The organism is uncultured Bacteroides sp. (assembly GCF_937912035.1).
In the GTDB taxonomy this organism is placed as follows: Bacteria; Bacteroidota; Bacteroidia; order Bacteroidales; family Bacteroidaceae; genus Phocaeicola.
Map to the genome: position 1 here is coordinate 41,587 of NZ_CALDPF010000032.1, position 21,379 is coordinate 62,965.

General features: G+C 36.9%; 10 protein-coding genes and 1 pseudogene. 8 read left to right on the plus strand and 3 right to left on the minus strand.

From position 1 onward, the window contains the following. Positions 1-21: 21 nt before the first annotated feature. Positions 22-1,428 (minus strand): DUF6242 domain-containing protein, encoded by a 1,407-nt coding sequence (locus Q0486_RS07990; RefSeq protein WP_299231897.1) that lies wholly within the window; start codon positions 1,426-1,428, stop codon positions 22-24. 404 nt (positions 1,429-1,832) lie between these two features. Between Q0486_RS07990 and Q0486_RS07995 the strand changes: the two genes are divergently transcribed. Both Q0486_RS07995 and Q0486_RS08000 read left to right on the plus strand, forming a co-directional pair. Next, positions 1,833-3,131, plus strand: a complete 1,299-nt coding sequence (locus Q0486_RS07995) for a BNR repeat-containing protein (RefSeq protein ID WP_299231899.1) — start codon at positions 1,833-1,835, stop codon at positions 3,129-3,131. A 16-nt stretch (positions 3,132-3,147) separates the two neighbouring features. Beyond that, positions 3,148-5,457: a DUF2264 domain-containing protein gene (locus Q0486_RS08000; RefSeq protein ID WP_299231901.1), complete on the plus strand. Its 2,310-nt coding sequence runs from the start codon at positions 3,148-3,150 to the stop codon at positions 5,455-5,457. A gap of 95 nt (positions 5,458-5,552) precedes the next feature. Here the strand turns inward: Q0486_RS08000 and Q0486_RS08005 are convergent, their stop codons facing one another. Then, positions 5,553-9,605 (minus strand): hybrid sensor histidine kinase/response regulator transcription factor, encoded by a 4,053-nt coding sequence (locus Q0486_RS08005; protein ID WP_299231903.1) that lies wholly within the window; start codon positions 9,603-9,605, stop codon positions 5,553-5,555. Between the two features lie 267 nt (positions 9,606-9,872). Between Q0486_RS08005 and Q0486_RS08010 the strand changes: the two genes are divergently transcribed. The 6 genes and pseudogenes from Q0486_RS08010 to Q0486_RS08035 all read left to right on the plus strand — a co-directional run bounded on the left by Q0486_RS08010 (position 9,873) and on the right by Q0486_RS08035 (position 20,563). Then, positions 9,873-10,982 (plus strand): glycoside hydrolase family 43 protein, encoded by a 1,110-nt coding sequence (locus tag Q0486_RS08010; RefSeq protein WP_363317984.1) that lies wholly within the window; start codon positions 9,873-9,875, stop codon positions 10,980-10,982. A gap of 246 nt (positions 10,983-11,228) precedes the next feature. Further along, complete coding sequence (locus Q0486_RS08015; RefSeq protein WP_299231905.1) at positions 11,229-14,447, plus strand: TonB-dependent receptor; 3,219 nt, start codon at positions 11,229-11,231, stop codon at positions 14,445-14,447. A gap of 12 nt (positions 14,448-14,459) precedes the next feature. Beyond that, the gene (locus tag Q0486_RS08020) at positions 14,460-16,475 is read left to right on the plus strand and encodes a RagB/SusD family nutrient uptake outer membrane protein (protein WP_299231907.1); all 2,016 of its coding nucleotides are present in this window, start codon (positions 14,460-14,462) and stop codon (positions 16,473-16,475) included. Between the two features lie 1,329 nt (positions 16,476-17,804). Then, positions 17,805-17,930 (plus strand): hypothetical protein, encoded by a 126-nt coding sequence (locus Q0486_RS08025; protein ID WP_299231910.1) that lies wholly within the window; start codon positions 17,805-17,807, stop codon positions 17,928-17,930. Positions 17,931-17,962: 32 nt separating this feature from the next. Then, positions 17,963-18,150, plus strand: a pseudogene (locus Q0486_RS08030) (glycosidase); the annotation flags it as partial. 181 nt (positions 18,151-18,331) lie between these two features. Continuing rightward, positions 18,332-20,563 (plus strand): GH92 family glycosyl hydrolase, encoded by a 2,232-nt coding sequence (locus tag Q0486_RS08035; protein WP_299231911.1) that lies wholly within the window; start codon positions 18,332-18,334, stop codon positions 20,561-20,563. 43 nt (positions 20,564-20,606) lie between these two features. Here the strand turns inward: Q0486_RS08035 and Q0486_RS08040 are convergent, their stop codons facing one another. Continuing rightward, positions 20,607-21,251 (minus strand): HU family DNA-binding protein, encoded by a 645-nt coding sequence (locus tag Q0486_RS08040; RefSeq protein ID WP_299231913.1) that lies wholly within the window; start codon positions 21,249-21,251, stop codon positions 20,607-20,609. Between the last annotated feature and the right edge of the window lie 128 nt (positions 21,252-21,379).

The following is a 21,379-nucleotide window of genomic DNA, read 5'->3' on the forward strand; positions in this document are numbered from 1 at the left end:
GTTTTTTTCTGTAAATAGTAATTATTCCTTTGGCATTAGTCTGTTTAGAAGTGCTCTTGTGGAACTTCCGTCTTTCCAGATGAACCAAATGAACTCTCCCTTGTTACCATTGTTTTCTACAGCGACAGAATAACTTCCACCGTCACGGTAGTTTGTGAGTTTGTCAATGCCGTTTTTGTTCTCAGTAGGGAATACCATATATCCGGTATCTTTCTTCCAGTTCAATCCGTTGTCTGATGACAGATAGAAATAGTCGAAGTCTTCACCAAATGCATATATTTTCCCATCGTAAGTAATCATTGAAATGTTTCCCTGATTAGGGCAGATTGTAGGACTGTTTGGCTGATATTTCACCCAATTCTTGTCATTTGAAATATGGCTGAACACATTTGCTGTGGTATCTGCTTCCGATGTTCCAGTATTGTTTGTCATTACAATAGTTCTCCATAGATCCTTATTGTGAGACGAAGGCATTGATATAGCAGACAGGCGTCCGTCCAGGTTATTGTCATTTACGAAGTTACTTTCTTCATCTGTAAGTTCGTTCCCTTCTGCGTCAATTGCTATAACCTTGTTGTCGTTAGCCTTGTATGCAAGAAGTTTTCCGTTGCAAACAGATATAAGGTTGGTAATTCCCGAAAGGTTTCCTATTTTTGTTGTTTGGTTATTTAGAGTGTACAGCTCGCCGTTGGCTTCAAAATATACATTATCGTTGAATGCTGTAGCAGAATAAATATTTACTCCTTCTTTTGTGAGGGCAACTTCTTCCCAATTTGACATTCCTCCTCTTTCCAACTTTGATTTGTTTACTTTCACAGTACCGTCTGTTGTTTCTCCGAACACATATATATATTCGTTAGCATAAACTGCTTTCTGTTTTGCATAAACAGTACCATTTGCGAATTTGTTGTTTTCAATGTGTTTCCATACCAAAGAGTCCGGATTCAATTTATGTACGTTTACAGTTACTTCGTATGGATAGCCGGATTTGAACTGGTTTAAAGTAGGACTATATGTCATTACTTTGAATGTCACAGGTTTTGAGAAATCAATGGAATCGGTCTCGGTCCAAACTGTATCTTTACCATTCTTGACATAGTTAATAACCGGATAATCAGCAGAGATGCTGGCAAGAGCTCTAGTCACGTCCACATCCTTAGGAAGAGAATCCTTGTTATATATTTTTCTGTTAATCTGGTCTATAGTGAAAACTACATCGGCATAACTTATTGTGTCCGTGTATACACTGTCCTCCCCTTTTGAACTTTTTACGTAGAATGTCTGGTGCAGTGTACCAATAGAAAATGAAGTGATACTTGATGTAGAAGGATAGTCTATCTCTTCGTAGTCATTTCCTAGACACGAAGACAAAAAAAATGTAGCCGTCATTATGCCGGCAACCAAAGTAGGTAATATTCTTAATTTCATTTGCAAATGATTTCTATGTTACAAGTTGCAAAAGTAGAAAGTTTTTTTTTCTAAACAGAACATTTCCGCTAGTTTTATATAAAATTATGGATAAACAGTCCGTTTTTATCGCTTAACAGTCGAAAGTATAGTATTTTAAACTGTATTTAAACGCTGTTTAATAGGTGCTTAATATTCGTACTAAAGCTTTAAGTCGCTGTAACATACAACGGATAGTTCTTGAAACCTATGTATATATATTGTTATAACGCATTAGAAACCATTATAGACCAGTAATATTGTACATTATGAGCCGAAAAAACTATTTATATATGATATGTGCTCAATTTTTGGTTATAATTGACCGAAAACTTTATATCCATGAGAATGTGATTTTCTACCTTTGTAAAGTAAAAAATATTATTATGAGAAAATTTGTATTAACATTATTGTTTGGTCTGAGTGCAATTTCGTCTCATTCCCAAAAAATGGTTTACGTGGCTGAAGGTTATAGTCAGACATCTGTAAATACTACTGTTTTCAGAAACAGTTCTATTGTAACTTTTAAAGATTATCAGTATATAGCTTTTTATGATGAAGAAGGCTATATGGTTGTAGGTAAAAGAAAATTGTCTTCTGAAAATACTGCAGTTGAGGACAAATGGACTCTGTCACGTTCGCAGTATAAAGGAAATGTTGCCGATGCACATAATGTGATAAGTATAATGGTTGATGGAGACGGATACCTGCATGTGTCATTCGATCATCATGGGCATCCGCTCAACTACTGTCGAAGTCTTGAGCCGGGAGGTTTGAAATTGGGAGAAAAAGAATCGATGACCGGTGTTGACGAATCGAATGTTACTTACCCGGAATTCTACAGGATGCCAAATGGAGATCTTCTTTTCGCTTATCGTTCTGGAGCTTCAGGAAGAGGAAATCTTGTTTTGAACAAGTATAGCTTAACCTCACGTAAATGGAGCAGGATACAGGATATTCTGATTGATGGTGAAGGCCAGAGAAACGCCTACTGGCAACTATATGTCGACGAGAATGGAACCATACATGTGTCATGGGTGTGGAGAGAGTCGCATCTGGTTGAGACAAATCATGATTTGTGTTATGCATGCTCTAGAGATGGTGGCCGGACATGGTACAAGTCAACCGGTGAGAAATACAGTCTCCCTATAAATGAAGCAAATGCTGAGTATGCTTGTCGGATACCACAAAACAGCGAACTGATTAACCAGACAAGTATGAGTACTGACTCTGACGGCAATCCTTTTATCGTTACATATTGGAGAGATGCTGACAGTGAAGTTCCTCAGTACAGAATGGTATGGAATGACGGTAAGAAATGGAATCAGAAACAGATTATGAGCCGTACTCAACCTTTCAGCCTGAAAGGAGGAGGAACAAAAATGATACCTATCTCACGCCCTAGAATAGCTGTTGATAAAGGTGAGGCATTTTTTATTTTCCGCGACGCAGAACGTGGAAGTAAGGTCTCTATGGCGCACACCACAAACTTACTGGAAGGAGATTGGACAGTTAGAGATCTTACAGACTTTTCAGTGGATGCATGGGAACCAAGTATCGATACAGAGTTATGGAAGCAAAATAAGGAATTGCATATTTTTGTGCAGGAAGCCCATCAAGGAGACGGAGAAAAGAAGGTTGTATCAGAACCTACATCTATATATGTAATGGAAGTGTCAAATTAATTAAAAATGTAATATCATGAATAGATTCTTTAAAACAGTCGCAGTCGTAGCTTTAGGTCTTTTGCCGACGGTGACTTTTGCCAATAATGATGAGGCAAAGGATGTTAGAAAGATCATAGACAAGGTTAACCAGCATTGGCAGGCTGAGCATAAACCTGAAGTTCGTTCTTTTTGGGATAATGCAGCCTATCATACTGGAAATATGGAGGCGTATTTCCTTACTGGTAATGAAGCTTATCGTCAGTATTCAGAGGCTTGGGCTAAGCATAATGAGTGGAAAGGAGCAAAAAGCAACGACCGTTCCAAGTGGAAGTATAGATATGGGGAATCAGACGAATATGTGTTGTTCGGCGACTACCAGATTTGTTTTCAGACATACGTCGACCTGTATAATATTGCACCGGAAGAATATAAGATAAAGAGGGCCAAAGAAGTGATGGAGTATCAGATGAGTACTCCTCAGAATGATTACTGGTGGTGGAGTGACGGCCTTTATATGGTAATGCCTGTAATGACCAAGATGTATAAGCTTACCCATAATCATCTGTATTTGGACAAACTATATGAGTATATTACTTATTCGGATAAGATAATGTTCGATAAAGATGAAAATCTTTATTATAGAGACGCCAAATATGTATATCCAAAACATAAGAGTGTAAACGGTAAGAAAGATTTTTGGGCTCGTGGCGACGGCTGGGTTCTTGCAGGTCTGGCAAAGGTGCTTAAAGATCTTCCGAAAGACTATAAACATTATGAATTCTTTGCACAGAAATTCCAGAACATGGCCAAGGCAGTGGCAGCGATACAGCAGCCTGAAGGATATTGGACACGCAGTATGATGGATCCGGAACATGCGCCGGGACCTGAAACAAGCGGAACAGCTTTCTTTACTTATGGATTTCTTTGGGGTATAAACAACGGCTTCCTTGATGAGTCTACATATATGCCGGTAGTGGACAAGGCCTGGAAATATCTTTCCAAGACAGCTTTACAGAAGAATGGAGCGGTTGGTTACGTACAGCCTATAGGTGAAAAGGCAATACCGGGACAGATAGTAAATGCCAAATCTACTGCGAACTTCGGAGTAGGAGCTTTTCTTTTGGCTGCATGCGAATATGTAAGATACCTCGAAGCTCCAAAGAGTCAGGAACGCGCATACTGGTGTGAACTCGCTTATAAGATGGCTGCACCTGTATTGAGCAATATGGCGAAAGGTGAACTTCAGAAAAATATGATTGTAGAAGTAAGTCCAAACTGGGATGGTCGAGATAAAAAAGTAACATACATGGAGGCTTTCGGGCGTCTTATGGCTGGTATCGCTCCATGGCTTACTTTGCCGGATGATGACACAGAAGAAGGCAAGATGCGTAAGCAGCTTCGTGAATGGGCTCTTAAGAGTTATGCCAATGCTGTAAATCCCCAAAGTCCTGACTATCTGTTGTGGAGAGGACATGGACAGGCATTGGTGGATGCCGCCTATATAGCTGAAAGCTTTCTGCGTGCTTACGACCAGCTTTGGATGCCTCTAGATGAAACAACTAAAAAACGCTATATAGAAGAATTTATCCAGCTACGTCGTGTTGACCCTCCATATACAAACTGGCTACTGTTCTCTTCAACTATAGAAAGTTTCCTGGCCAAGATTGGAGCAAAATATGATGAATATCGTGTAAATTCAGCTATTCGTAAAGTCGAAGAATGGTATACTGGTGATGGTTGGTACGCTGACGGACCAAGTTTTGCCTTCGATTATTACAGCAGTTATGTTTTCCACCCAATGTATCTTGAGACACTTCAGGCAATGAAGGATGCAAAAGCATACACTCGCATACACTATTCAAAATATTATGACAGAGCGTTGAAACGTACACAGAAATACAGTCTGGTTCTTGAGCGTCTGATTTCTCCGGAAGGAACATTCCCTGTATTCGGACGTTCAATACCTTATCGTATGGCGGCAATGCAGCCTCTTGCACTTATGGCATGGTATCAGGAACTTCCTGCCGGAGTATCCAATGCTCAGGTACGCTGCGCGCTTACGGCTGTAATGAAAAGAATGTTCCAAAGTGGAAATAACTTTAACGAAGGAGGTTTCCTTACAATTGGTTTTTCAGGGCGTCAGCCTAATATAGCCGATTGGTATACCAATAACGGAAGTCTTTATATGACTTCATTGTCTTTCCTTCCATTGGCCCTTCCTGCAACACATCCATTCTGGAGCGATGCTCCGCAAGACTGGACAAGCAAGCGTGCATGGAGTGAACAGCCTTTCCCGAAAGACCATCATTGGACAGACGATATCCAGACTCGTGATTTGTTCTGAATAAAAATATAAAACCAAATAATCGCAATTATAATCTGCAGGACTAAAAGCATTTCCTGCAGATTTTTTCTTCTCTCATATAGCAAATTTATAACTTACTTTTGTTGCTTTAGGTATTCTGTTGGTGCCATACCATATTCATCCTTAAAGCACTGACGGAAATATGCTACACTACTAAAACCTGTCATGTCAGCCACTTCTGACAGGTTGTATTCACCGTTGGCAAGAAGCTCTATGCTTTTCTTCATCTTGATTTTCTTTACAAACTCGTTGACCGACATGTCTGTAAGACCTTTTATCTTTCGGTATAAAGTGGAGTGACTCATACACATCTTGTCAGCAATAAAGGCAACGTCCATTTTTTCCAGACTAAGATTTTCTTCAATAATACTGTTCACTTTGTCAAGAAATTCCTTGTCCAGCTTGTTTAATATCTGTGAACAGTTTGCCAAATCATTAAGATCTTCCTGGGTGTTACTGCCTATGGATGAGACAGTTCGTGTAGCCACCATTCCTGCAAGTTTTTTTCTCGCATCAAGTAGGTTTTCGATACGCTTATGTAGTAAACGTGCGCTAAACGGTTTGGTCAGGAATGAATCGGCACCTGCAGCATAACCGTCTTCTTTGTCCTGTATGGAATCCTTTGCGGTCAGCATTATGACAGGTATATGACTTGTTCTCATGTCCTCTTTTACTTTCTTGCATAGAGTTATTCCATCCATTATTGGCATCATGACATCAGTGATGATTATACTCGGAATTCTGTTTTTTGCAATTTCCCAACCTTCTTTACCGTTTGATGCGGTCAGGACCTCGTATAAGTCTTCAAATGAACATTTTATATATTCTCTGATTTCATTATTATCTTCTACAATAAGTAATATTGGTTTTGAATCATCATCCTCATTTGGAGAATTCAAGTTTTTGTCTTCAACCTCCTTATTTTTTTTAAAGTTTTCCTTGTGAATAGCATTAGGATATGTATTTTCTGACAGTATGGAGAAGACAAATTTGCTTCCCACATTTACCTTACTTTCTACATATATTTCTCCTTCATGCAGGTCTGTTAATGATTTAACGAGAGCGAGTCCTATACCAGTTCCCGAGGCCTGATGTTTTTCTTTTGCCTGATAATATCTTTCGAAAATATGTGGCAGGGCTTCTTCTGAAATACCGACCCCGGTGTCTTCAACACTTATTTGTGTATATTTTAGACCATTATTTTCTGTCTCATTTAATGTTAGAGTAATCTTTCCTTGTGGGGTATATTTAATGGCATTCGACATCAGATTGTTTATTATTGTAGTAATCATGTCTGGATCGAAAAATATTATTTTGTTCTCAATATCTATTTTTATATCTATCTGAATATTGTTGTTTTGGTTTAGTTCCTTGAAGTTAAATCCAACTTCTTGGACTAGTTTGGCTATATTACCATTGATGACAGTGAGTTTTCTGTTTTGGGTTTCTGTCTTTCTAAATTCAAGTATCTGATTTATTAGCGAGAGTAGTCTGTTTGCACTATCGTGTATGATGCTTATTTTGTTTGAATGCTTTACTGAAAGTGTTTTGTCAGACAGTAAATCTTCGAGCGGACCTATTATTAAGGTCAGTGGAGTTCGTAATTCGTGAGCTATGTTGGTATAGAAACGTAGACGTTCAGTATTTAGTTTCTGCTCGTTTTCGTATAGATTATGCTCTAGTTTAAGCTTACTCTCAAGTTCAAGTTTATGTTTATATACTCTAATTATATAAATGACTATGATACAAATAACAATGGTATATAATAGTTTGGCATACCATGTAAGCCATAATGGTGGATTTATTGCAATCTCAAGAGTTGCTATATTATTTTCATTCCATGACTGATTTCTCAGGCGAGCATTTACTTTAAATTTATAATTTCCGTAAGGAAGATTTCTGAATGTAACTTGGTTATCACCTTCGGTGTTGTACCATGCGTCCTTAATACCTTCCATCATATAGATGTATTCCGCTTGGCTTGATTGGGTATAGTTTGTAATATTAAAGTTTATTCTGAAATTATTTTCATTATATTTCAGACTGATCTTATTATTATCAATTGGGATAATCTTCCCCTTTATGTCTGGTGAAGGTGATTCCAAAAAGGCCAAACAATTGGTGAATTCTATTGGTGAGATAACATCATCGTTCTTTATACTCATAGGATTGAAAAAGCAGACACCGTTTTGAGAGCCAAAATACAGGTTCCCTGTATTATCAATACACACCGAAGTGTTCATGAAATCACCTCTCGGAACTCCATCTTTGAAATTGTAATTTCTAATTTTTCCGCTTCCTTTGTTTAAAGATGAGATACCAGCATTTGTGCTGAACCATATATTTCCGTCGTATCCTTCTGTGATGCCTCTGATGAATCCGTCTTCTAACCCCTCTTTTTTTGTATATATAACTATCTTTTCCGGTTTATCCGTATCTGCTATGTAAACAAGACCGTTTTTTGATCCAATCCACAGGCTGTTGTTCTTGTCTTTAAATATTGTTGAAATATTGTCTGAGGGCAATCCGTTTTTAGTTGTTATATTTCCAATCAGCTTGTTTCTACTGTTGAATATATATAGTCCTTCTCCAGATGTACCAACCCACAGTTTGCCTTCTTTGTCTCTTGTTATGCCAATAATATAGTAATTGGATATTTGATTGTTTATAGTGTCGTTCCTCTTGACATTATTATTGGTGTAATTGAACATTCCACTAGTAGATCCTATCAGGATTTTACCATCTTTTTCTTCGAAGAAGCATCTTACATCTATGTTCTTGTGCTCTTTGCTGATATTTGAATAAGTACTGGTCGTGACATTGTACAGTAAGACTCCACTCATATAAGTTCCAAGTAGGATGTTGCCGTTTTTCATCTTGTGCATGGTGTTAATATGTGTGTTTCTTAAAACATCCGCTTGGTTTATCTCGATGTTTTTTACTATTCTGTTATCCTTGAATATCACTATTTCATCCTCTCCGCCAAGAATAATATCATCGTTATTATTAGCATATATACACCAAACCTGTTTGTATCTGTAAGAGTCTTTGTCTTTGAAATAGTATGGCAGTGTCTTGAATTTTTCTTCTCCGTAACTGATAAAATCAACCCCACCTCTATAATTGGCTATCCATACATTACCATACTTATCCTCTATTACTGCCTGTGCGTTTGGTGATGAGATTCCATTCTCCTGTGATGCCGTATAATTATGAAACTTAACGTCCTTTATGTCTGTAAATGAGTTTTCCTGCATATCCAATACACTTACTCCTCCCATACTTGAGCAAATCCATATTTTACCATCCTTGGTTTGGGTAATATTGGTAATTTTATTTGATAACAGTGAGTTCGGATTCTGTGGAATATATTTAAATGTGATAAAGTCCTCAGTGTTTGGATTAAATAAAGCCAGCCCGTTGTTTGTACCTACCCATACTCTTTCAGCTTTGTCTATGAATATGGTTTTAACCTCATTGTCAGGAATAGAGTTCTTATTGTTAGGATCGTGTGTGTAATTTCGGCAACTCATATCTTTTAGATTGATGATGCTCATTCCGTTATCTTTATGTCCTATATACAAATTACCTTTACCATCGTCACAAGAAGTCCACAAACGTCCTTTAAAATTTTCTATATTGGATGTATTGTAGCTTTTTGAAACCTTTTTAATATTAATGTCATAATAGTCAATACCTAAATTATAATGAGTTATCCATATTCCCCCGTCTGTGGCTCTAGTTAGTTTTATGATATCATTGGTTATGAGTCCGTTAGACATATCAAGAGTCTTAAACGATTTCTCGCTGATATTAAATATGTTTATACCACTCTTTTGGGTACCAATCCATAGTGAATTCTCTTCAGGAACTGATAGTAGAGTGTTATACTCACTGCTATTTCTATTAGGTATCTCTCTTTTGAATACAGTGAATTTCTTGCCATCGAATTTGTTTAATTCATATTCAGTAACCAACCAGATACAACCTTGTTTGTCTTCTGATATATCTAATACATAGTTACTTGATAGGCCATCATTTACATTGAGATTTTTTATAGTTTTACTGTGTGAATAACTGTATATAACAGAAAGTGAAAAAGATAGTAAAGTAAGCAGTGTTCTCATAGATACTGTTTGGTTTTTTTGTTTGTTTTTATTGTTGCAAATGTAATAGTTTTATACTTCAATATTAATTTTTCAATAGTATAAAAATAGTTCATATTGATAGAGAATCGGTCAAAAAACACATTTCTAATTAAATAACTGCTGATTATGCTTATTTTTTAATTATGTGTACGGTAGTTGAATTATATATTTGCTTATAATTTTTTTTAACCTTCAAAAAATAACATTATGAATAGAAAAGCATTTTATGCATGTTTGCCGTTTGCGATGTTTTTGTTTATGTTATCTTGTCACCAGACTGAATCAACCAAACCTATCAGATCCGGTGAGTTGTGGTATGATAATACTGGAACTCATGTGAATGCTCATGGAGGTGGTATTCTGTTACATGACGGTACATATTATTGGTATGGAGAAAATAAATCTGATTCTACAAGTGCAGCCATGGTAGGAATAATGTGTTATTCCTCTAAGAATCTTACAGACTGGAAAAATGAAGGAACGGTTTTGCCTGTTGTAATGAATGATAGCACAAGTGATATAACACAAGGATGCGTGATGGAGCGACCTAAAGTAATTTATAATAATAAAACAAAGAAATTTGTTATGTGGTTTCATTTGGAATTAAAGGGAAAAGGTTATTCGGCTGCAAGAGCAGCTCTGGCTGTGAGTGATTCTCCTGTAGGACCTTTTAAATATGTCAAATCACTTCGTCCTAATGCAGGGAAATTACCTTTCGATATGACTCCCGAACAAAAGGCTGTATTTGACACTTTGAATATTGACAATTTCAAAAAATGGTGGACGCCTGAATGGATAGCTGCTATTACGAAAGGCTTGTTTGTTAAGCGTGATTTTGATGGTGGACAAATGGCCAGAGATATGCAGCTTTTTGTTGATGACGACGGCAAGGCTTATCATATTTTCTCATCGGAAGATAACCTTACTCTTCATATAACTGAGCTGAGCGATGATTATATGAGCCATACTGGAAAATATGTCCGTCTTGCTCCGGGGGGACATAACGAGGCCCCTGCAATATTCAAGAAGAATGGAATCTATTGGCTTATTACTTCTGGATGTACAGGATGGGAACCGAACGAAGCCAGGATGTTTTCAGCTCCAAGAATTTGGGGACCATGGACTAAACATCCTAATCCATGTGTTGGGACTGACTCAGAGATAACATTTGGCGGTCAGAGTACTTTTATTCTTAAATTGCCTGATCAAAAAGATGCATACATATTTATGGCAGATTTATGGTGTCCGAAGAAACACAGTGATGCTCGCTATATATGGCTTCCGGTTCAGTTTAATGATGGAATACCTTTTTTAGAATGGATGGATAGCTGGACTCTTGATTTCTTTAATAAATAGAAACATTATAGAGTAATGGCAATTTAATAATCAATTATTAACTTCTATTTATATAAAAATCTTTCATGAGCCTATCTTTTTATGTCAATATGCGTTTTTTGAATAATTTTCTATGTTTATTGCTTAATTTTTTTATGTAAATTCTATTATTGAAACATATTTTTGCGTTCGAATTTTAAACTAAATCTAATCTAAAAACAATAAATGATGAGATCTAAATCGAGTAAAAACAATCGAAGGGCAATAATGTCTTTGCTACTTTGTTCGGGTTTTATAGTAACCCATCCGTTGGTTATCATGGCGGAGAATGAAAGTTATTCTGTTCAGGATGTACTGCAAAAACAAACAGTTTCAGGTGTTGTAAAAGATTCTAATGGAGAACCAATTATCGGAGCTAGTGTATTGGAGAAAGGTACTTCTAATGGTACTATTACAGATATGGATGGTAATTTTACATTGTCAGTATCTCCTAATGCAGTATTGCAAATCTCGTATATTGGATATAAAACATTAGAGGTGAAAGCTACACCTGATATGGGAGTAACTTTACAAGAAGATACTGAGACTTTAGATGAAGTTGTAGTAGTTGGATTCGGTACCCAGAAGAAAGTTAATTTGACAGGATCTGTTGGTATGGCCTCTGCAAAAGATTTAGAATCTCGCCCTGTGGCTAATGCTGTTCAGGCTTTACAAGGTGTAATTCCTGGTTTGAATATTGATAATAGTGGAAATGGTGGTGAATTGAATGCTTCTAAATCTATCTCTATTCGTGGTACTGGTACTGTAGGTAAAGACGCAAGTGGAACTGCGTATACTAGTGGAAGTCCATTGATATTGATTGATGGTATGGAAGGTGACCTGAGTTCCGTGAATCCACAAGATATTGAAAGTATTTCTGTTTTGAAGGATGCTGCAGCTTCTTCTATTTATGGCTCTCGTGCTCCTTTTGGCGTTATTTTGGTAACAACAAAAAGTGGAAAATCGGGACGTGCACAGATTAATTATAATATGAATGTACGATTTCAGACACCACTCAATATGCCTAAAATGGCTAATTCCTGGGAGTTTGTAAACTTATTCGATGATGCGGAATTCAATGGAAGCGGTAATCATTTGTATGAAGCTGCATATATGCAACAGGTAAAAGATTTCATGGAAGGTAGAACAGATGATTATATCTATGGTGAAGGCTCAGGTGGTAAATGGAATTATGATTATACAGCAGCTAATGTAGATTGGTTGGATCAGTATTATCGTAGTGTGGCTCCTTCACATGAGCATAATGTGAGTGCCAGTGGCGGTAATGATAAGGTTACTTACTATGTATCAGGTAATTATATGGGCCAGCAGGGATTTATGCGATATGGTACTGATGATTACGATAGATATACTTTTACAGGAAAATTCTCTGCTCAATTATCTAAAATATTGAAGGTTGATTATTCTAGTCGTTATGTACGTACGGATTATTCGCGTCCAACTACAATGAATGATGATTTTTATAATCATATTCTTCGTCGTGCCCGTCCTGTTCGTGCAATTTATGACCCGAATGGATATCTTATGTCAGATATTAACTATATTGCTGCTTTACGTGATGGAGGACGCCATAAAGAACAGAAAGATATGCTTTCACAACAATTTAGGTTTACTTTGACTCCTTTGAAAAACTGGAATATTATAGGTGAAATGAATATAAAAACCGATAATAACTGGACGCACTGGGATCAATTGATTACTTATGCACATTATGCTGATAATCCGGAAAATACATATATTCCAGGTACAACAAGTCCTACAAAGGATCAGGTTTCTGAATATTCATTAAAACAGACTTACTTGAATCCGACATTGTACTCAAATTATAATTTTTCATTAGATGATAAACATAATTTTGCAGTAATGGCTGGTTTTCAGGCTGAAATAATGAAATATAGAGATGTTACAGCATCACGTACCGGATTAACAACTCCTGATTTACCTGTTTTAGATCAGACTACTAATGTTAATGACTATACAATGAGTGGTCTGTATAAAAATTGGAAGACTGCTGGCTTTTTTGGACGTATTAATTATGATTATTTAGGTAAGTACTTAGTTGAATTTAACTTGCGTTATGATGGCTCATCTCGCTATCGTAGAGAAAACCGTTGGATTTGGACTCCTTCATTCTCTTTGGGTTGGAATATTGCTCGTGAAGATTTTTGGGGAGATTTAGCAAATTATATTGAGACGTTTAAGTTGAGAGGGTCTTATGGAGAACTTGCCAATCAAAATACAACAAACTGGTATCCTACATATCAGATTATGAATGTAGTTGCTAATTCTGGAAGTTGGTTGCAGGATGGAGCAAAACCAAATGTAGCTTCAGTGCCTGGCCTTGTATCAAGTGCTTTGACCTGGGAAAGAATTAAAAATACTAATATAGGTTTAGATTTTGGTGCATTTAATAATCGTCTGACCGGATCTTTTGATTATTTCTGGCGTAAAACAATGAATATGGTTGGTCCCGGTATCGAACTTCCTGCTATTTTGGGTACGTCTGTTCCTGTGACAAATAACTGTGATTTGACAACATTTGGTTGGGAATTGACTTTAGGATGGAGAGATCGAATAGGTGATTTAAGCTATGGTGTAAAACTGAATATATCTGATAGTCAGACACGTATTGACCGTTACGCTAATCCAACAAACTCTTTGAATACTTATATAACAGGCCAATTAACAGGAGAAATCTATGGATATGAAACAATTGGTATAGCTAAGACTCAGGAAGAAATGGATGCTCATCTAGCTACTCTGCCAAATGGTGGACAGACTGCTTTAGGTACTAAATGGGAAGCTGGAGATATTATGTATGCTGACTTGAATGGTGACGGTAAGATTGATAATGGTAGTAATACATTGGAAGATCATGGCGATTTGAAGAAAATAGGTAATAATACCCCTCGTTTCCGTACTGGTATTACACTGGATTTACAATGGAAGGGTTTTGATATGTCTATGTTCTGGCAAGGAGTCTTGAAGCGTGATTTTGATCCAGGAGAAAATAGTATGGTATTCTGGGGCGTAACTGGTAGTGGACAATGGTGGTCTACTTCTTTTGCAGACCATATGGATTATTTCCGTGCTGAAGATACATCTTCAAATCTTGGTCCTAATGTAGATGCTTATTATCCACGTGCTTTGTTCAATAATAAGAACCATAAGACTCAGACTAGATATTTGCAAAATGCTGCTTATATGCGTTTGAAAAACCTTCAGTTAGGTTATACAATTCCGAAACATATCACTCAAAAAATAGGTTTAGAGAATTTACGTGTTTATGTTGCCGGTGAAAACTTGTGGACAATAACAAGTTTGAGCAGTACAATGGATCCTGAAACAGCTGGTATTGGTAAACAAGGTGGAACTGTTTATCCATTGTCTCGTACTTACTCATTTGGTTTAAGTGTTAATTTCTAATTTAGATGCATTATGAAAAAATATACTAAATATATAAATAGATTTATTTTAGGAATATCGTTATTTTCATTGGCTGCTTGCAATGATTTCTTGGATGAAGAGCCTTTGTCTGACGTATCTCCTGAACAGTACCTTCAAACAGAAGATCAATTGAAGGCTTATGTGGATAATTACTATGCAAATTATACAAGATACGATGGTAATAGTGATGATAAAGGAGGAATGTTGCCAAGTCATTATGACTCAAAATCTCCATATTTTGATGATGATGCTACTGATAACCAGTATGGTACTAATGGACGTTATTTGAAAAATACATGGACTGTAGGGCAAACAGGTGGTAAATGGAATTTTTCTAATATATATGCATTAAACTATTTTTTGGAAACAGTAGTACCTAAATATGAGAAAGGTACAATATCTGGTAATACTACCAATATAAAACAATATATAGGTGAGGCTCATTTCCTGCGTGCATTGGAGTATTTTTATAGATTAAGAACTTTGGGGGATTTTCCAATTATAGAAGGAACATTACCCGATAATAGTGAAGTTTTGATAGAGGCTTCTAAACGTATGCCAAGAAATGAAGTAGCTCGTTTTATTTTAAAGGATTTGGATGATGCTATAACGTTGACTACTAATTCTCCTGCGAAGACTCGAATTACACAAAATGCAGCTCTTATATTGAAGTCGAGAGTAGCTCTGTTTGAGGCTACATGGGAAAAGTATCATGCAAATACTGCTTTGGTTCCTAATGGTCCAGGATGGCCAGGTGCAGAGAAGGATTATAATAGCGGCTATCAGTTCCCAGCAGGAAGTGCAGAAAATGAAATCAATTTCTTTCTGGATCAGGCAATGGAAGCTGCATCCAGAGTGGCTGATGCAATTGAATTGACTTCTAATAATAAAATAAACCCTAATGATGGAATAGTTAATCCTTACTATGATATGTTTGCTTCTCATGACCCTAGTAGCTATTCTGAAGTGGTAATGTATCGTGCATATAGTCTGGCATTAAATGCTACTCATCATTATAATCATTATATTTATAGCGGTGGAAATACTGGTTTTACAGCTCAGTTTGAGAAAGCATTCTTGATGAGCAATGGTTTGCCTTGGTATGCTGCGAATAGTAATTATGCTGGAGATGACTATATCTCTGATACAAAGTTAAACAGGGACTGGCGTTGGCAACTGTTTATGAAAGCACCTTTGGATGTGAAAGCTACAACTAATATTTCAACAATTGAGAGATTTCCTGAAGCTCCTAGATTGTATATTTATGACATGAAGAATTCTACATCTACAGGTTATATTCTTGGTAAAGGACATTCCATGGATTATAATGACCAAATATTGGGACAGGATCAGACTGCTTTTGTTGTGTACCGTGCTGCTGAAGCATATTTGAATTACATTGAGGCATCTTATTTGCGTAATGGAAATTTGAATGATCAAAAGCTGGATAAATATTGGAGAGCTTTGCGTAAACGTGCAGGAGTAAATGAAGACTATAATATTACTATTGCTGCAACAGATATGGCTCAAGAAGGAGAGAACGATTGGGGGGCATATTCTCATGGGCAGTTAGTAGATGAAATTTTATATAATATTCGTCGTGAACGTCGTTGTGAATTTATTGGTGAAGGTTTTCGTTATATGGACCTTATTCGTTGGAGGGCAATGGATCAGCTGAATGGATATCAGTTGAAAGGTGCGAAGATTTTTGGTCCGATGGAATCTTTATTCGTTGATGAGAATGGTCAGTCTCTATTGATTTATGATCAATCTGATGATTCTAAAAATAATGTATCGTCTCCAAGTGAAAGTGATTATTTGCTTCCATTAAGAAAGACTTCAACAAATGAATATTATAATGGATTCTATTTCTTTGAAGCACACTATTTGAATCCGATTGCTGTACAGCATTTCTTGATATCTTCATCAGATGGAGTATCTGTAGAGAATTCTCCTATTTATCAGAATCCTGGATGGCCGATTCAAGCAGGAGCAACATGTGAATGATTACAGTTTAAAGAAGAGAATGTATATATTACATCCTAGAAAGCTACAAAACTTAATATCTTTGGCATGATACCACTAAAATGTCAATATAAAGGCTTTACAACACAGGAATCCAACAATGTAGACAGAATCGTGGATTACCTTGGTATGTCCCTTTTTGAGGTAAAGAATAACAAGCTTATATTTGAGAAAGCTTAAGTCTTTTATAAATTGAAAAATTTTACCCAAGACTACGATAATCGACGTAATCTTGGGTAAGTTTTTTTATGATTATAATAATAAATAAATGCTTTTAATAGTAATGTCTTTTTTATCAATTTTGGGTGATTAGTATTGCTGGTATAATTTTTAAGATTAAAAATATATCCTTAATTAATCAATAATACAGATGAAAATACTATCTTGTATAAATCAAGCCTTGTGGCTTTTGCAAGGATTTATTTTATGATCATTTTTTGGTCTTAAATCTATTGGATTATGTATTTATGACATTAAATTATGATTTATATTCTAAAAGCTTGATTTATATTTTATAATCATGTGTACAAGGAAATATCCAATATTCTTGGATTATCGTTCAGTACTTTGGAAACATATATATTTATAAAGCTTTGAAAGTATGTGATGAGTGAGTTGGGAGTTTATTCTGTAAATCGTAGTCGGGAGAATATGTGATAGACACTCCTATGTTTTCTAAAATGAAAATAAAATTTGTTGATAATAAGATTTTCACGATATTTGCATAAAATCTCAACTGTGAGAATTGTTATATAAAATTTCTCAGCTTGAATGAAAGGGCTTGGGATAGTCTTTTTTATTAAAATGCTGATATAATAAAAAGTTGTGTTTTGGAATTAGTGATGACCGATAAGTCCACATAGTGGGGGTATCGTATAAAAAAATCATTTAACTGCCTAAAATTGTTAACCATGAGAAAATCTTGTTGCCAATGTATTACTCGTTATTCATTTTTTATGAAAGAAAACAATAATTATGTGTAGTGGAGATATAACAGAATAAGTCCTGTTATATTGGTACTTTGCTATGTGAATGCCATTTGTTGTCATTAATATGGTGACATCCCTGATGTTTAAAGAACTGGATGATGATGATAAGTTTATTACATTTTGGACCTAATTGAATCTTCTTCCATGGATCATAAAATCTTTGTTGAGTCTTTTGGGGAACTTTTCAAGATAAAGAAGTTCTTTGTAGTGGCTACACAAATGATAACAGGTATTGCTTTCGGGCTTGTAGTCTTTTCTTTGGATTTTGAGAGTTTTTATTATCTCATAATATTGCAGGCAATATGCTTTTGCTTTAGGAATTATGAATCAGGGTGTGATTAAACTGGGTATGATGAGTGGTTTGGTATGTGAAATATTAGGAGAATGGTTAGATTTTCCTAGAGGATATAATCAGGACGGAACGCTCATAGAAGAACAGAGAGAATAATCTTATTATATAAATGTTTAAATCTAATAAATATGACAGAAAAAATTATTATGCCATGCGAAGAACGTTCCGCTCGTTGTAACGATGTAATGTTGGGATATTCAATGAATCCGGTAATCGGAAGATATCACATTCCGACATCGAACAGCATATTTAACAGTGCATAGTGCTATTTGGTGATGGCTTTGTCGGTGTTTTCCGTTATGATAACAAAGCTGTGTAAAATGTGGTATTTCCATATGCTGTACTGTATAGGATGAAGAAAGAGTTGTCGTGTATTACGGCGCTGTCGATACTATAGTTGGAATAGCATTCGGATATATCAGAGGTAATTAATTTCGTAAAAACAATTCTATAGTATAAGAAATATAGCCTTATAATATAATAGTTATCAAAAAAATATGAAAAAACTGCTGTTATACACAATGTTTACACTTTCTGTCGGAACTGCAATGGCTCAGCAGCCGGCAGATTATGTCGATCCGTTTATCGGTACTACAAACTATGGTACCTGTAACCCGGGGGCAGTATGTCCTAATGGATTGATGTCCGTGGTTCCGTTTAATGTCATGGGGTCTTCCGATAATAAATATGATAAGGATGCACGCTGGTGGTCAACCCCGTATGAATATACCAACAGCTACTTTACCGGATTTGCCCATGTAAACCTCAGTGGAGTGGGATGTCCGGATCTTGGCTCTTTGCTTCTGATGCCTACAACGGGCGAACTGGATGTTGACTTCAAGAACTACGGTAGTAAGTATGAGCGAGAAACAGCTTCTCCTGGGTATTATAGTATATTCCTGAAGAAATATAATGTGCTGGCAGAGGCTACAGCCACTATGAGAAGCGGATTGACGCGTTTCACTTTCCCTGAAGGGAAAAGTAACATCTTGCTTAATCTTGGTGAGGGTTTGACTAATGAAACCGGAGCTTTCGTAAGAAAAGTAAGTGATACGGAGATTGAAGGAATGAAATTGCTCGGAACATTCTGCTACAACCCTCAGGCTGTTTTCCCGATATATTTCGTCATGAGAGTGAGTAAGGCTCCCGTAGAGACAGGTTTTTGGAAGAAACAGCGTGAGATGCAAGGTGTTGAGGCTCAATGGGATCAGCATAGCGGCAAATATAAGATTTACGATAAGTACGGAAAAGACATTGCAGGCGATGATATAGGAGTGTGGTACACATTCAATACCTCTGAAGGAGAAGAAATAGAAGTATCCATGGGAGTGTCGTTTGTAAGTATTGAAAATGCCAGGGAAAACCTGGAGAAGGAACAGTCCGGAAGACATTTTGCCGAAATACATCAGGAAGCAAGGAACAAGTGGAATGACGATTTGGGCAGAATAATGGTGGAAGGTGGAACAAAGGAACAGAAGACAGTGTTCTATACGGCTCTTTATCACACACTTATTCATCCAAACATACTTCAGGACGTAAACGGACAATATCCTTCGATGGAAGGTGACAAGATTCTTTCTACCAAGGGAGAACGATATACTGTTTTCTCATTGTGGGATACATACAGAAATCTACATCAGCTGATGACACTCGTTTATCCTGAACGCCAGATTGAAATGGTGAAAACCATGCTTGATATGTACAGAGAGCATGGGTGGCTTCCAAAATGGGAACTTTATGGAAGGGAAACCCTCACTATGGAAGGCGATCCTAGCTTGCCTGTAATTGTAGATACATGGATGAAGGGGCTCAGAGATTTCGATATCAATCTGGCATACGAGGCTATGTATAAGTCTGCCACAATGCCGGGAAAAGATAATCTGATGCGTCCGGATAATGACGATTATATGTCAAAAGGTTATGTTCCGTTGATGGAACAGTTTGACAACTCCGTATCTCATGCATTGGAATATTACATTGCGGATTATGCTTTGTCAACTCTTGCCAAAGAGCTTGGGAAGAAGGAAGATGCAAAGATGTTCTACAAACGCTCTATGGGATATAAGAATTACTACTGCAAGGAGTTCGGAACCTTGCGTCCTATCCTGCCGAGCGGAGAGTTCTATGCTCCTTTCGACCCTATGCAGGGCGAAAACTTTGAGCCTAGTCCGGGATTCCACGAAGGAAACGCATGGAACTATACATACTATGTGCCTCACGATGTAAAAGGACTGGCAAAACTTATGGGAGGAAAGAAAAAGTTTGTTGACAAACTGCAGATGATATTCGACAAAGGATATTACGATCCTGCCAACGAGCCTGACATTGCCTATCCTTATCTTTTCAGCTACTTTAAGGGTGAAGAGTGGAGAACTCAGAAGACTGTAAAGATGCTGCTTGAAAAATATTTCAAACCAACACCTGATGGTATTCCGGGAAATGATGATGCTGGTACAATGTCGGCATGGGCAATCTTCAGTATGATGGGATTCTATCCTGATTGTCCTGGAGTTCCTGAATATACTCTGACAGCTCCTGCATTCGATAAGATTACCATTAGTCTGAATCCAAAATACTATAAGCAGAAACAGCTTGTAATAGAGGTTGTGGACGATGAAAAGAATACCGACGGTTATATCAAGCGTATCGAAATGGGAGATTCATCATGCGGATATAGGGTAAATCACAATTCACTGGTTGAGGCCGGAATTTTAAAGTTCTACAAGTAATAATATAGAGAGGGTATGCCGATGGACATACCCTCTTTCATATCTAATAATTCGTGTCTTCTTCCTTTTTTTCAAAGCTTCCCGGTGTCGGCATATATAGCGGATGGTTCTCGAAACCTACGTTGACCAGTTTGCCGCTTTCAGTCAGACGCTTAATCTGTTGCATGGCCATATATCTCGTCGTTGAGCAGATGTCTTGCAGTTTTGGTCGTGTGATTGCCTTATTTGTGCTGAAATAATTTGTCAGTATTCTATCAACTTTCTCGTCTGTGATAGCATCAGAATGTCTTGCTATTACCTTTTCCATTCCGTTCTTCGAGGCCAATTCCTTTACCCTTTCCGTAAATTCCTTTTCCGGATTGATATTGACTGATTTCACTTCAATAGCCTTTCCGTTTTCTTTACCTGTACAAGTTCCTTTGGCAGATTTAAGACTGATATTGAAACTGCACAGCCCTTCAAGCTTCACAATATTCCCTTGTGCCAGCTGATTGGCAATCTCGTCCTGAAATGCGAAGATTACAGCATTAATGTCTGTCGGTGTAAGTGTACTGGCATTGTGTATCAATTCTATAATCCTCTTTGTACTTATAGTTTGCTGTCCGCAGACTCTGATGTGGTATTCAGATTTTAGCTTACCTTCTTTGTTGTCCGGATTCTTGTAAAAATCGTACTTTATTTTCCCCATAATTTTGGTTTTAGTTTTAATGTCAATAAATGTTTGGCTGCTGACGATTGTGGGCAGTGCTGCCGACGATGGTCAGCATCTTTGCTGACGATGGTCAACACTATTGTCGATGATGGTCGGCACCAGAA